At 61.1% G+C, this 13647-nt stretch carries 14 protein-coding genes; 6 read left to right on the top strand and 8 right to left on the bottom strand.

Annotation, left to right across the window (positions count from 1 at the left end; translation table 11 throughout):
• The first annotated feature begins 38 nt into the window (after nt 1–38).
• Genes VFV96_05250 through VFV96_05225 form a run of 6 tightly spaced genes read left to right on the top strand, consistent with a single transcriptional unit; the run spans nt 39 to nt 4063 of the window.
• The gene (locus tag VFV96_05250; GenBank protein ID HEU5069807.1) at nt 39–824 is read left to right on the top strand and encodes an ABC transporter permease subunit; all 786 of its coding nucleotides are present in this window, start codon (nt 39–41) and stop codon (nt 822–824) included.
• Nucleotides 821–1744: a hypothetical protein gene (locus VFV96_05245; GenBank protein ID HEU5069806.1), complete on the top strand. Its 924-nt coding sequence runs from the start codon at nt 821–823 to the stop codon at nt 1742–1744. The genes VFV96_05250 and VFV96_05245 overlap by 4 nt, the downstream gene beginning before the upstream one ends.
• Nucleotides 1745–1784: 40 nt before the next feature.
• A complete protein-coding gene (gene hisB / locus VFV96_05240) occupies nt 1785–2447 on the top strand; it encodes an imidazoleglycerol-phosphate dehydratase HisB (protein HEU5069805.1) in 663 nt (220 codons plus the stop codon).
• Between the two features lie 39 nt (nt 2448–2486).
• The gene (locus tag VFV96_05235) at nt 2487–3089 is read left to right on the top strand and encodes a sigma-70 family RNA polymerase sigma factor (GenBank protein HEU5069804.1); all 603 of its coding nucleotides are present in this window, start codon (nt 2487–2489) and stop codon (nt 3087–3089) included.
• Entirely contained in the window at nt 3086–3595 is a 510-nt protein-coding gene (locus VFV96_05230; GenBank protein ID HEU5069803.1) for a hypothetical protein, read from the top strand. The genes VFV96_05235 and VFV96_05230 overlap by 4 nt, the downstream gene beginning before the upstream one ends.
• 3 nt (nt 3596–3598) lie before the next feature.
• Entirely contained in the window at nt 3599–4063 is a 465-nt protein-coding gene (locus VFV96_05225; protein ID HEU5069802.1) for a hypothetical protein, read from the top strand.
• Between the two features lie 74 nt (nt 4064–4137).
• Here the strand turns inward: VFV96_05225 and VFV96_05220 are convergent, their stop codons facing one another.
• The 8 genes from VFV96_05220 to raiA all read right to left on the bottom strand — a co-directional run bounded on the left by VFV96_05220 (nt 4138) and on the right by raiA (nt 13571).
• Nucleotides 4138–6084, bottom strand: coding sequence for an Rne/Rng family ribonuclease (locus VFV96_05220; protein HEU5069801.1), 1947 nt, complete (start codon nt 6082–6084; stop codon nt 4138–4140).
• Between the two features lie 2 nt (nt 6085–6086).
• Nucleotides 6087–7343 (bottom strand): rod shape-determining protein RodA, encoded by a 1257-nt coding sequence (gene rodA, locus VFV96_05215; GenBank protein HEU5069800.1) that lies wholly within the window; start codon nt 7341–7343, stop codon nt 6087–6089.
• 6 nt (nt 7344–7349) lie between these two features.
• A complete protein-coding gene (locus VFV96_05210; protein ID HEU5069799.1) occupies nt 7350–9398 on the bottom strand; it encodes a penicillin-binding transpeptidase domain-containing protein in 2049 nt (682 codons plus the stop codon).
• A gap of 3 nt (nt 9399–9401) precedes the next feature.
• Complete coding sequence (locus VFV96_05205) at nt 9402–9944, bottom strand: hypothetical protein (GenBank protein ID HEU5069798.1); 543 nt, start codon at nt 9942–9944, stop codon at nt 9402–9404.
• Complete coding sequence (gene mreC / locus VFV96_05200; protein HEU5069797.1) at nt 9941–10753, bottom strand: rod shape-determining protein MreC; 813 nt, start codon at nt 10751–10753, stop codon at nt 9941–9943. Before mreC ends, VFV96_05205 begins: the two co-directional genes overlap by 4 nt.
• A 63-nt stretch (nt 10754–10816) precedes the next feature.
• Nucleotides 10817–11836, bottom strand: a complete 1020-nt coding sequence (locus VFV96_05195) for a rod shape-determining protein (protein ID HEU5069796.1) — start codon at nt 11834–11836, stop codon at nt 10817–10819.
• Between the two features lie 112 nt (nt 11837–11948).
• Nucleotides 11949–13196, bottom strand: coding sequence for an amidohydrolase family protein (locus VFV96_05190; GenBank protein HEU5069795.1), 1248 nt, complete (start codon nt 13194–13196; stop codon nt 11949–11951).
• 27 nt (nt 13197–13223) lie between these two features.
• Nucleotides 13224–13571 carry a ribosome-associated translation inhibitor RaiA gene (gene raiA / locus VFV96_05185; GenBank protein ID HEU5069794.1) on the bottom strand — a complete coding sequence of 116 codons (348 nt, stop codon included), beginning with the start codon at nt 13569–13571 and terminating at the stop codon, nt 13224–13226.
• Between the last annotated feature and the right edge of the window lie 76 nt (nt 13572–13647).

Here is a 13647-nt window from a genome sequence, read left to right as displayed (position 1 = left end):
CCGTGTCCATCCGTGGTTGATGGTTTTTCTCCTGCCCTATGAATACTGTTCTGGCACTTGCTGGTGTCGTCATCAAGGAAATGTATCGTCGGAAGGACTTCTACGTCCTGTTTGTGTTGACGGCCCTGTTGACGCTCCTGACGGGCAGCACCACGTTTTTCAACGACGACAAGATCGTGGGCTACTTGAAGGAGATATGTCTCCTGCTGATCTGGGTTGCCACCCTGGTCATCGCCCTGACGACCTCGGCCCGGCAAATTCCGGCGGAGCGTGAAAGCCGCACCATTTTTCCCCTGCTGGCCAAACCCGTGACGCGCCTGCAGGTTGTCTTGGGCAAATTCTTTGGCTGCTGGCTGGTGGCGGGATTCACCATTGTGCTCTTTTACATTTTCTTCGGCGTGGTGACCGGGGCACGGGAACACCATTGGCCCTGGTTGCAGTATGTGCAGGCGGCCTGGCTGCATTGGATGATGCTCGGGGTGGTGATTGGCATGTCCCTGCTTGGCTCGCTGGTGTTCAGCGCTCCGTCCGTCAACGTCACCATCATGTTCATCATCGTCGGCGGCATTTTGACGCTGGGCGAGCACCTGCACAAAGTTGCGTTGCGCATGACCGAGCCGTCGCAGTCGATTCTTTCGGCGTTGTATTTTTTGATTCCTCACGTGGAATGGGCCTTCAAGTTCCGGGATCTGATTTTATTCGATCAGCCGTTGATTCCGTGGTCGGCCGTTGGCGTGGCCACCGTGTATTGGGGGGCCTACACGGCGGCGTTGTTGCTTGCCGCCTGGCTGGTGTTCCGGCGCAAAACGTTGACGCTCGGATGAGAAAATACATTTTACTCGTCATTCTTCTGCTGACGACGGCGTTCAGCCTGGCGCCGTGGCTGCAGGTGCGCTTGCAGCGCGGGAACAACAGCCGCGACGGCGACAACGTCTTCAAAATCTTTTTCGGCGAAGGGCGACGCATGTTCGCCAATCAGATGGTGGTCCAGGCGGACGTTTACATGCACAGCGGGCTGTATCCTTCAATTTTCGATCAGGCCGCGGCCAAAAAGGAATATGCGGACGAAGAGGGAAGGGGGGGCGGCAAGGTGGCAACTGAATCGGCCGGAAACGCTCATGAGCACGACGCGGAGGCCCATGACGACCACGACGAGGACGAGCATCACGATGCCAGTTTCCTGGGGGATCCCCACGACTGGATCGAAGCCGAAGGCCGCCACTTCATGGTTACGAAGCATACGCATCTGGCGGGCGGGCGGGAACGGGAGATTTTGCCGTGGTTGAAGCTGTCGGCGGAACTGGACCCGCAGCGGATTGAAACTTACACCGTCACGGCGTATTGGCTGGCCGACCGCCTGCACGAAACGAATCAGGCCGTCAACTTTCTGCGTGATGGGTTGCGTGCCAATCCGAACAGCTACGAAATCCTTTTCGAATTGGGCCGGCTTTACGCCATGTTCTACCACCAGCCGGACCGCGCCCGAAACCTCTGGCATCTGGCGTTGCGCCGTTGGGACGAAGTCGAAGCCAGGCAAAAAGAACCCGACAAAAACGGCAAGGGGCGCATCCTTGTCTATCTGGCGGAGCTTGAATTTCAAGCCGGGAACTATGCCGAGGCCATCCACCGCTTTGAGGAAGCCAAGGCGTATTCGCCGCAACCGGAAGCCTTGGACGACCGCATCAAGGAAGTCCGTGCCAAAGCCGGCGCCGCACAGGGCAGCCTGGCCACACCGCCGCATTGAGCTTGGTTTTTGTCCGGGCGCTTTGGTTTAATTCCGGCGCATGAAGGCAAGGCGAGCGAAAATCAGCCGGGTTACGGGCGAAACCCAAATCCAAGTGGCGCTCAATGTGGATGGCAAGGGCTCTTCGGCCATTGCCACCGGCATTCCGTTTTTAGACCACATGCTCACCTTGTTCGCGAAGCATGCGGTCATGGATTTGAAGCTCAGTTGTCGGGGGGATCTGGATGTGGATGCCCACCACACGGTGGAGGATTGCGGCATCGCGCTTGGCCAGGCCTTTGCCCAAGCGCTCGGCGACAAGCGCGGCATCCGGCGCTACGGAACGGGATTCGACCCGCGCAACCCGTTTACCGGTGAGGCGCATGTGCCGATGGACGAATGTCTCGCACGGTGTGTCATCGATTTTAGCGGCCGACCCTATCTGGTCTGGCGTGGCTTGGACCGCTTCGCCCAGCGTGCCGTTTCCTCCGCCGACCGCATGCAGGACATGTCGAGCGCCTTTCGTTTTGGTCTGGCGCGGGAATTTTTTCAGGGCTTTGCCAACGAAGCGCGTTGCAACCTGCATCTGGAACTTCTTTACGGGGACGAACCCCACCACATCGTTGAAGTCCTGTTCAAGGCCTTTGCCAAGGCGGTTGACTTTGCGTGCCAACGAGATCCGCGGATTGCCGGCCGCATTCCCAGCACCAAGGGCCGGCTGTAGTCCGTCTGAATAGTGCCACAACCTGTTGCGTCCAACCCGATGACGACCGCAAGCCAATATGCGTCCGCAGACGACAAGGCTTTGGTGGCGAAGGCGCAAAAGGGCGACATGCTGGCCTTCGAGGAACTGGTCGCACGGCATCGGGACAAGATTTACGCCCGGGCTTACAGCATGATGCGGAACGAGGAAGAAGCGTTGGATCTTTCTCAAGAAGCATGGGTCAAGGCGTGGCAGCGGCTGGCGCAGTTTCAGGGTGAATCCAGCTTCGCCACGTGGATGACGCGGATTGTCATCAACCTGTGTTTGGATCAGATCCGTCGGCAGAAGCGACAGCGGACGGATTCGATCGAGGAAATGGACGAGGAATCCGGCGGAGTCGAGCGGCAGATGCCGCCCATCGCCTTCAATCCGACCGAGCGATTGGAGCGGGGCGAACTCCGGGCCCGGATTGACCGCGCGATGGCGCAGTTGTCGCATGAACATCGGACCGTGCTGGTCCTGCACGAATTTGAAGAGATGGAATACAAGCAAATCGCCAAGGTCATGGGGTGCTCCATTGGCACCATCATGTCCCGGCTGTTCTACGCGCGCCGCCGGCTGGCGACGTTGCTCGCGGATCTCAAGGAGAAAGGTGCGCCATGATGGAATTTGAAAGACAGCTCAAGATTCAGGCGTTTCTCGACGGAGAACTGCCGGAAGCCGAGGCGCGTGAAGTGGCTGCCTGGATCGCCGCGGATGCCGAGGCGACGGCGTTGCAGGTTGAATTGAAGAACACGCGTCGTGCGTTGCGGGGCGCCGAGCAGGGGGTGGCCGTGCCTGAGACGCGCGAATTCTACTGGAGCAAGATCAGCCGCGAGATCGCGAAGCTGGAATGTGATCAGCCCGCACCCGCGCCCGCCTTCTCCGGCTGGCGGGTGTTCAACCGGTGGATCAAGTCCTTGGGAGCCGTGGCGGCTGTGCTGACGGTGGGATTGATCGCGTGGGAGGCGATGAACAACTCCAGCGCCGGCAATGGATTGGTCACGGCCGCGGTAGATGCGGACGCCATCACTTTTCAAGATTCCTCCAGCGGCACGACGTTTGTGTGGTTCAATTTCCCGGCGGAAAAAGTCGTTGCCAACGGAGCGGACCGAACTAGCCTTAAATAGTCAATGACCATCACAAATTCAGTGCTGAAGTGCGGCGCGGCCCTGTGGCTGGCGGTTTTGGTAACCGGCCTGATGCCGGCAGCGGCACGCGCCGACGACATGAAGCTGGAGGCCGTGCTTGTGTGGGGCACCAACGTTCCCAAATCGCCGGATCCGAATTTGAAACCGGTGGGCGAAGAAATCGCCCGAAAATTGGCGTGCCTGCCGTTCAAATACACGAACTACTTTGAGGTGAACCGGAAGCATTTCACCCTTTCCGCCAGTGAAGTCACCCCCGTGCAAATGAGCCGCGACTGCACGATCGAGGTCAAGCGGCTCGACCGCGGAAGGGTTGAAGTCACGTTGATCGGGAAGGGGCAGCCGGTTGGAAAAATCACCCAGGAAATCAAGAAGGGGAAGAGTCTGGTGACCGGCGGCAACGCGGCGAATGCGACCGCATGGTTCGTCGTCATCAAACAGGTCGATTAGCCTCCTTTCGTAAAGACGTTTAGAACGAAGCGCCCGGCGGAATCCGCCGGGCGCTTGTGCTTTGGGGAAGCTGTTCAGCTGCCCACGCTGGCCAGTTCTTCGTTGGTGATGACGTTCACAATCTTGAACTGTTCAGCGTGTAGAGTGGGCTCCGCCCGGAACGACAACTTGCCGAAGTAGCGTTTCTCCAGTTCGATCAGGTGCTTCTCGTCCTCCTTGCGCAGGCGTTCCAGCACCGTCGGATTGACGACGATGCGCAATTGGAAGTCGCTTTCATCGCGGCCGCGTTTCTTGAGGATTTCCACCAGCTTGCGCTGAATCTCCACGCTCATGGTCAGCGAGCTCTTCACCTTGCCGCGCCCCTTGCAATACGGACAGTCGTCGTAAACGGCCTGGTGCACGCTTTCGCTGTGGCGCTGGCGCGTCATTTCCATCAGGCCGAGCTGGGAGATGGGCAGAATGTGCGTTTTGGCCTTGTCGCGGCGCAACTGATCCTTCACCCGGTTGTAAACCTGCTGCTGGTCCTTGCGCGACTTCATGTCGATGAAATCCAGCACGATGAGGCCGCCCATGTTGCGCAGACGCAGCTGGCGGCAGATTTCGTCGGCGGCTTCGAGGTTCACCTTGAAGATGGCCTGGTCCTGATCCTTGCTGCCTTTGGCGCGGCCCGTGTTGACGTCGATGGCGACCAGCGCCTCCGTTTCGTCCACCACGATATAGGCGCCGCTCTTCAAGTGCACGGTGCGGGAAAAGGCGTTTTCCAGTTGTTTGGTGATGCCGAAGCGGTCAAACACCGGCTGGGGCTCGTTGTAGAGTTTGATCTTGTCGGCCGAGCGCCTGGAGATTTTGGAAATCATCTCGCGCATCCGGTCGAAGGCCTTGGGGTGATCGACCACAATGCGCTCAACGTCTTCGGTGAGGAAGTCGCGCACGGTGCGATCAATCAGATCGGGCTCCTGGAACACACACGTGGCCATGGGCTGGTTTTTGATGCGATCCTGAATCATGCGCCATTCCTCAAGCAACAACGCAAGGTCGCGCACGAAGTAGCGCTTTTGCTGGCCCTCGCCCACGGTGCGCATGATGACGCCCATGCCTTCGGGGATGTCCAGTTCGCGCAGGATTTTTTTCAAGCGCTGGCGCTCCTGCTGGTTTTCAATTTTGCGCGAGATGCCGCTCTGGTCCGAGTTGGGCAGCAGCACGAGATACCGGCCGGGCAGGACCACGTTGGTGGTGACGCGGGGGCCCTTGGTGCCGATCGGGCCTTTCGTCACCTGCACGATGATGTCGCTGCCGGGCGGATACAGCCGCGGCACGTCCTTCTGCGTGATCTTGGGCTTGTCGCGCTTGCGCCCCTCGCGTTCGACGATTTCCACGCCACTGTCGAACTGGTTGGGGACGATGTCCCAGTAGTGCAGGAAGGCGTTCTTCTCGAAACCGATATCGACAAACATGGCCTTGAGGCCGTCCTCGAGATTGCGCACGCGACCCTTGAAGATGCTGCCAACCAGCCGTTCTTCGGTGGTGCGTTCAATGTTGAACTCCTCGAGCTTGCCTTCTTCGAGCACCGCCACGCGGGTTTCGAGCGTCTCGGCGTTGATGACCACTTCCTTGTGTGTCTTCTTCTCGGGCCGAATCAACCCCTTCACCTTCTTTACGAGGTTGGTGACGCTGTCCGCGATGCGGTTCACCAGCGGTTTGTCGGGTTCCGGCACGGGCACGGGTTTGAAGGGCTTCTCTGGTGCGGCGGGCGGCGGAGATTTCACTTCGGGCGCGGCGCCGGCGGGAGCGGGTTCCGCCACCGGCTGGCCGCTGGGCGGCAGTCCGGCGGCGATATTCTCCGACCGTTCGATTTCGTGTTTGTGGCGTTGTTCAAAGAGCCGCTCGGTGGATTGTTCTCCCCCCACGACTTCTGCGCGGGCGAGGTTCGCCTCGCGTTCTTCCTTTTTGGAGATTTGACCAAGTCCGCCGCTGGGGCGGAAGCGCATGCCGCGCCGTCGTCTTCCGAATCGTTCACTCATAACTAATAGGTTCTTCTGTAGATGTGCACACTGTGCAAAAGGCCCATGGCGATCAACGAGACGAGCACTGAGGATCCGCCGTAACTTAACAGCGGCAGTGGCACGCCCGTCACGGGCATCAAACGAATGTTCATCCCAATATTGATGAACACGTGGCTGAAAAGCAGGGCAACCACGCCCACAGCCACCAATCTGCCCAGGCGATCGCGCGCCTGGCTGGCAATGCGGATGCCGACAAACAGCACCACGCCGTAAAGTGTGAGGACAATGATGCTCCCCACGAATCCACTCTCCTCCGCGATGACGGAGAAGATGAAATCATTGTGCGCCACGGCCCGCGGCAGATAGCCGAGGGCGTTCTGCGTTCCCTGGCGCCAGCCTTTCCCGGTGACACCACCGGAACCAACGCTGATGAGCGCCTGGCGCACGTTGTAGCTGTCCTGCCTTTGCTGATCCTCCAGCTTCTCAAGTTGCGCCTTGCTCGCGCCGGGCGGTGCGAGTGAGGTGTAATCGCGGTCAAAATAGACCAGCAGGCGTCGGCGCTGATAATCCTGAAGCTTGATCTGCCAGCCGGGTGGTGCGAACAACACGTCCACAAGGAATAGCGCCGCTGCGATGCTCACGACCGCTGTCAAGCGCACGAGGAAGCGATGCGGCACGCCGGAGACCAGCAACGTCGCCGCCCAGACGGGCACCAGCACCAGCGCCGAACCCAGGTCCGGCTCCTTCATCACCAGCAGGAACGGCAGGGCCAGCAAGCCGGCCGCTTTCCAGAACATGTTGGGCTTGCGCAATTCATCCGCTGGACGGCTCAGGAAGTGCGCCATCGCCAGAATGAACGCCAGCTTGGCAAATTCCGACGGCTGAAATTGAAAGAAACCCAGATTGATCCAACGTCGGGCGCCAAAGCGGACCGAACCGATGAACGGCAGCAAAACCGCCGCGAGCAAACCGATGCTGCCCCAGTAGGCGAGCATCGCCCAGCGTGCCAGGGAACGGTAATCCACCAGGCACACCACGGTGGCGGCCCCCAGTCCGAGGACATACCAGATGATCTGCCGGAAAAAGAGTTCGCCGAGCAGCCACCGGCAGAATTCGCGGAAGGATGATTCCTGATATTGCTGCCACAGGCCAACGGGCTCGTCCACCATGCTCGCGCTGTAAACAAAGACCACGCCGAAAAACATCAGGCCCAGCATGCTGGCCAGCAACAGGCGGTCGGGCCGCGGCGGGGATTCGTTGAGCGTGGGTTCGAACATGGTGGATCAATTGGCTCGGGCCAGGGGCGCGGGCTGCGCTTCGATTTGTTGGATGACTTCGTAAACATCATGCGCCAGCGGCGCGCAGGTGCCGCCGCCCGAGCCTTCATGCGGCGGGGTGACGACCATGACCACCACGGCGTAACGCGGATTTTCCCACGGTGCGTAGGACGCGAACCATGTGTTGTAGTGGTCCAGTTTGTTGTGCGCATCCCAGACCTGTGCCGTGCCGGTCTTGCCGCCAATGCGCAGGCCGGGCACGGCCGCAGCGGTGCCGGTGCCGGCGCCGCCCGGGGAACTGTCGCCATCCTCCACGTCGGCCAGCATCGCTTGATGCAGCACCTGCAACGTGTGGGCGCTGACGTCCAGCGTATCGCGCACGCGCCCGGCGGGAAACTGCGTCGGGCCGTCGGACGAAAGCGGATCCTGCGGTTCCAGGCGTTGGACGAGCCGCGGCCAGAAAACCGTGCCGTTGTTGGCAATCGCCGAAATCATTACCGCAATCTGCAAGGGCGTCACATCGATGCGCGCCTGACCAATGCTCAAATTCGCGGTGTCACCGGCGATCCAGCCGGAACGAATGCTGTCCATGGACGGAAAAATGCCGCTCGTTTCCTGCCGGGTCGGCAGACCGGAGCTTTCCCCCAGATGCAATTTTTCGCCGAGCTGCACGATGCGGGGCAGGACACCCGGCAGCAGCCCCAGTTCAATGAAGTAGCTGTTGCTCGATTTCTTGAAGGCGCGGCGGAAGTTGTAAAATCCCGGCGGGGCCGTGTCCCGCTTCTTGAGGCCGTTGACGAAAATGCAGCCCTTGCCGGGATTGGCAGGATCGGGCTGAACTTGATAAACGGTTTCGGGATTGAAGCCGTTTTCGAGGGCCGCCATGCCCACCACGGATTTGAAAATGGAACCCGGTTGATAGTTTTCCTGCGTGGCCCGGTTGAATTCCGGTCGCAGAATCGGATCCTGCTGCCGGGCCCATTCGTTCGGCGGGAAACCTTGGAGGTAATAATTCGGGTTGAACGTGGGGGACGAGGCGAGGGCGAGGAGGTCACCGTTGCGCACGTCCATGACCACGATGGCGCCGCGCGTGTTGGCGCCTTCGGGGCCTTTGCGCAGCGCCAGCTCGGCGGCCTGTTGCAGCCGCACGTCCAGGGTCAGCACGACATTTTGTCCCGGCACGGCGGGTTGCCAGACATTCTCGCTCTGCTTGAAACCCCTGTTGTTGACGAGCACGGATTTCCCGCCGGCGTGGCCGCGCAAGGCCTTGTCAAAACCGCCCTCGATGCCGATGAGTCCGCGATAATCAGGCAGCCGGTAGGAATAATACGCCTCCTCACCTTCGCGGGATTCCTTGTCCGGCCGGACGTAACCCAGCACATGTGCGGCCAGCGTGTTGGATGGATAGACGCGGAGACTTTGCATGTCCAAATCCACGCCCGGCATGCCGCCAAAACGTTCTTCAAAGCGCGCGATCTGGACCGGATTCAACCCCTCCAGCACGGGGTAGGGTTGATAACGCGCCGTCAGGTAATGCCGGGTGAATTTGGCCTGATCCAGGGCCAGCGGCGTGCCCAACGATGCTGAGATTTGCGCCACGATGTTGCTGGCAGCCACGTAGTAGGCGCGCTGGCGGATCTGCTCCCGCGTTTCAATCGAGTAGCCAAATTGGCGGGCCTCGGTGCGCGTGAGTTTGCGGCCAAGTTCCTTTTCCCGGGCGGCCCGTTGTGCCTTCAGCCCGGCGCGGAACGCCGTGAACTCGCGCGAGAATTCGTCGTCCAGCGGCTTGCGCAATTCCTCCAGATAAAGGCTCACGTTATAGCTGGGCCGGTTGCCGGCAAGCTCGACTCCATTGCGGTCCAGAATGCGCCCGCGCGTCGCCGGCACGCGGATGCTGCGGTAGGACTGGGTTTCCAGATGCGATTGATAGTCGTCGCTATGAACGATCTGAATCCACCACAGGCCCGCGGCCAGCAACAGCAACCCCGCCAGCACAACGAGCGACAGCAACCGCAGCGGCGGGTCTTCGCGTTTGAGCTGGTCGAAAATCAACATGGTTCAGTTGCGGCCGCGTCGGATTTCCCGGTCAGGCCGGAAGCTCGGCGAGGCGGCCTCGCGATATTCAAATGCGTGGGTCACCAGGCCGAAGAGTTTGAACAAAACTGGCGTTGCGATGCCGCCCACCACCGTCATGAGCGCAAGCTGCCAAACCGTGCCCCAGCCGATGAGCGGCGCTTTGCCCGTGCTCAGCATGAACGCCAGGGCGAGGGCCGGGGCGACCAAACTGGCACCCAGTCCGAGCACCAACTGGGCGAACACCTGGCTGTGCAGAATCAGGTCGCGGCGTTGCAGAATGAGCCACCCAATCAACAGCAGCGGCAGCACAGAAATGCCCAGCGGGTTGGCCGAGAGCGAATCGAACCAGAGTCCGCCGCACAGTGCGAGGGCGCCGACCGTGGCCGGCCCGGCGGTGAGGCTGGCATAGACCATCAACGCGGGCAGCAGATCGAGCTGCACGCGGAAAACGCCGTTCACTGCCGCCTCCAGAAAGACCACCAGGAAGGCCGCGCCAAAGATGATGATGGAGTTCAGGGCGATCATCGTGTCCATTGGGTGAGCACCCAGACTTCCTCCAACGACCCAAGGGCTGCGGCGAGCTTGATGCGCGCGGTGGTTGCCAGACCGTATTCGACCTGGCGCACATCAACGATCTTGCCGATGGTGATGCCGCGCGGAAAAGTGCCGCCCAAATCACTGGTGACGACGGTTTGGCCCGGTTTGACCGTGGAGTGGGAGGGCAGGTAATTGATGTCAATCAACTCGCGCTCCAGGGGGGCTGCGTTGCCGAGCACGCCGGAATCGCGCGTTTCATTTTCCACCAGCGCGGCCACCCGGCAGGTGGGATCGCCAATCAGCACCACCTGCGAACGGGTCAGGCCCACGGCGGCGACGCGCCCCACGAGCCCCTGCATGGTCAGCACCGGCATGTTGGGTTTGATGCCGTCGCGGCTGCCGAGATCGATCTGCACCGTGCGCCACCAGTTGGCGGGATCACGCAGGACGACGCGGCCGAGCTTCATGCGCCAGGGCACCTGTTGCTGCCAGCCGATCAATTGGGAAAGGCGCGCGTTCTCGCGGATTTGTTCCTCGGCCTGGGTGGCGGCGAGTTTGAGCTGGGCGTTCTCCTGCCGGAGCAGGTTGTTTTGGCGGATGAGTTCGCGCTTGGAGAGGGCAAAATCCGCCACCGCGCCGGCGGCATCCTGCGACGCATTGGCCAGGCCGAAGAGGGGAAGAAACTGGCTGCCGATGGCCAGACGCAGGCGCGCGGCCGTGTTGGCGGGCAGGTTCAATAAAACCAGCGTCACAACGGCCACCAGGGCCAGCGCAATGTATCGCTTCTTTCTAAACATCCGTTCTCGTCGGAACGGCCGGTGCATCCGGCGTCACGAGCGATGACGGAAAACGCGGGGAGCTTACGAGTTCGCGACTCGTTTGAGGAATTGCAGTTCTTGCAGCACCCGGCCGGTGCCTTCGCACACGGCGCTGAGCGGATCGTCAGCGGTGTGGACAGGCAGTCCGGTTTCCTGCGCCACCAGACGGTCAATGCCGCGCAGCAGCGCACCGCCGCCGGCCATCACAATGCCGCGGTCAATCAAGTCCGCGGACAGTTCTGGCGGGCAGCGTTCCAAGGTGATGCGGATGGATTCGAGAATTTGGGAAAGCGGCTCCTGCAGGGCCTCACGAATCTCCTCCGAGCGGATGGTGATCGTTTTGGGCAGTCCTGCGCTGAGGTCGCGTCCTTTTACTTCGAGGGTCAATTCCTGCTCCAGCGGGAAGGCCGATCCAATCTTGATCTTGATCTCCTCCGCGGTGCGTTCGCCAATCATCAGGTTGTAGGCGCGCTTCATGTGCGCAACGATAGTGTCGTCAAACTCGTCCCCGCCGACCCGCAGGCTGCGGCTGAAGACGATGCCGGCCAGTGAGATGATGGCAATCTCACACGTGCCGCCGCCAATATCCACGATCATGTTGCCCGCCGGTTCATGGACGGGCAGTCCCACTCCAATGGCCGAAGCCATCGGCTGTTCAATCAAATACACTTCCCGTGCCCCGGCGTGGGTGGCCGAGTCCTTGACGGCCCGTTTTTCAACTTCCGTGATGCCCGACGGGACAGCCACAACGACCCGGGGCGCGATCAATTTGCGATGATGAACCTTCTGAATGAAATGCCGCAGCATGGCTTCGGTGATCTCGAAATCCGCGATCACGCCGTCCTTCATGGGACGGATGGCAACGATGTTGCCAGGGGTGCGACCGAGCATACGTTTGGCCTCCTCGCCCACGGCGAGGACGTTGGTTGTGCCCGCTTGGATCGCCACCACGGAAGGTTCGCGCAATACGATGCCCCGATCACGAACGTAAACGAGGGAGTTTGCGGTTCCCAAGTCTATGCCAATGTCGTTGGAAAACAGGGTTTTAACTTGCGCCAGCATGAATGTGCCTAAGCAGGACGCATCGTAGAAGTAGCCCAAACGTAACGCAAGATATAACCCCCCGAACCGGCGGTTTGCGTTCGGACCCGGTTAATCCATGAAGGCGACAAGGTTAGCGCCCGGGCGGCAGGGCCCACGCGCCGTCAATCAGGCTGGCGCTGACGGGGCCGGTGTGCTGGACGATGGCGTCGCAGGGATCACCGTGGCCCGATGCCACGGGCACGGCGATGAGATCGGCCTGGGCGCCGGACCGCAACTCGCCCAGCTTGCCCGCGCACCCAAGCGCCCGGGCGGGATTCAACGTCACCATGCGCAGGATCGTTTCGGCCGGGACGGAGCCAAAGCGGCGTGCGAATTCCCGCATTTCCTCAAACAGATTCAGCTCCGCGGTTTGCCGCCGCACCAGCGTGACGCTGGCCAGGCTGTCGGTGGCCAGTGACAGGTTGACGCCGGCGGCGGAGAGCGCCTCGAAGGGAAAGGCTTGATGCCGAAAATACGCGTGGCTCCGGGGACAATGAATCACATGGACGCCACGCTTGCCGAGCAGTTCCGCATCGCCCGGCGCCAGATAGTTCACGTGAATGGCCAGCAGCGCAGAGGTCAGCGCACCACACCGTTCCAGGTGCCGAACCGGCGAGCCCAAACCGCAGTCGGCGTTGTTTCGTTCGTTGCGTTGGAGCCAGTCGTGCATCTCGCCCTGTGCGTGCAGAAACATCTCGAACTCCTGATCCGATTCGGCCACGTGCGTGGTCATGCGCCAGCGCCGGCGGCGCGTGGTGCGGCTCGCGAGGCTCAACAATTCCGGCAGCGTGGAGTAGGGGGCATGCGGCGAAAGCCAGGCGCGGGAGCGGTGATGCTTCAACCTTCGGGCGTGGGCCAGCGCTTCGTCGAGAACCGCACGCGGCTGCCGGCGGCTCCGGATGCCGGTCATTTCCAGGAACGAAAAAACGCGCAGCGGCGTCGCGTCCCAGACCTCGGGCAACAGATTGGGCAGGGCTTCCACGTCGCCCACGGTGGTGGTGCCGGTCCGGACCAGCATGCGGGCTCCGGCCAGCCAGGACGCCTTGAAATCAGCGTCGCTCCACTGGCCCTTTTCCGCGGTGATCAGCTTGATCCAATCCGTAAACCGGCGCGGCGGCTCGAAACAGCCGGCCATCTGCGTGTAATCCAGATGGCAATGTGCATTGATCAATCCCGGCAGGAGGGCCACGTCGCCCAGATCCGTCGCCCGGTTGCGCGCGACCCGCTGCAAATCGCGCCAGGATCCCACCGCCTTGATGCGCGAGCCCGAAACCAGCACGGCGCCGTTTTCGATGGGCGGCTGCGAAACCGGAACCACGAAGCGGGCGCGGAGCAGCATTGGCAATCGCTCGATGATCGGGGTGGGTCAGGACTGTTGACGGGTGCGTTTCAACTTGGCCGCGTCCTTGTGCTTGGCGGCCTTGTGCTTGCTGTGGCGTTTGCGGATCTGCTGCTCAATCTTTTTGGTGACCTTGTCGATGGCCGCGTAGAGGTCGGCATCATGATCTTCGGCAAACAAATCCGGACCGCGCACGCCCAGGCGGATGCTGCAGCAGAACTGCCGTTCCGGCGTGCGGGTTTTGTCGTGCTCAACAATGACACGCGCGTCCACCGCCCAGCGATCGTAGTGATCGAGCTTGTCAATGCGGTCCAGGATGTGTTGCGTGATACCCTCGGTAAGTTTGATGTTGTGGGTCGATAGAATGAGCTTCATATCTGCGCTCAAGATGCTTCGCGGTCCGGGCAAAATCCAGTGAAACGGGAAAATTTCTTCGCGCCGCCCGGACCGC

The sequence above is a fragment of the Verrucomicrobiia bacterium genome, from assembly GCA_035765895.1.
In the GTDB taxonomy this organism is placed as follows: Bacteria; Verrucomicrobiota; Verrucomicrobiia; order Limisphaerales; family DSYF01; genus DSYF01.
This window is presented reverse-complemented; position numbering and strand designations above follow the sequence as displayed.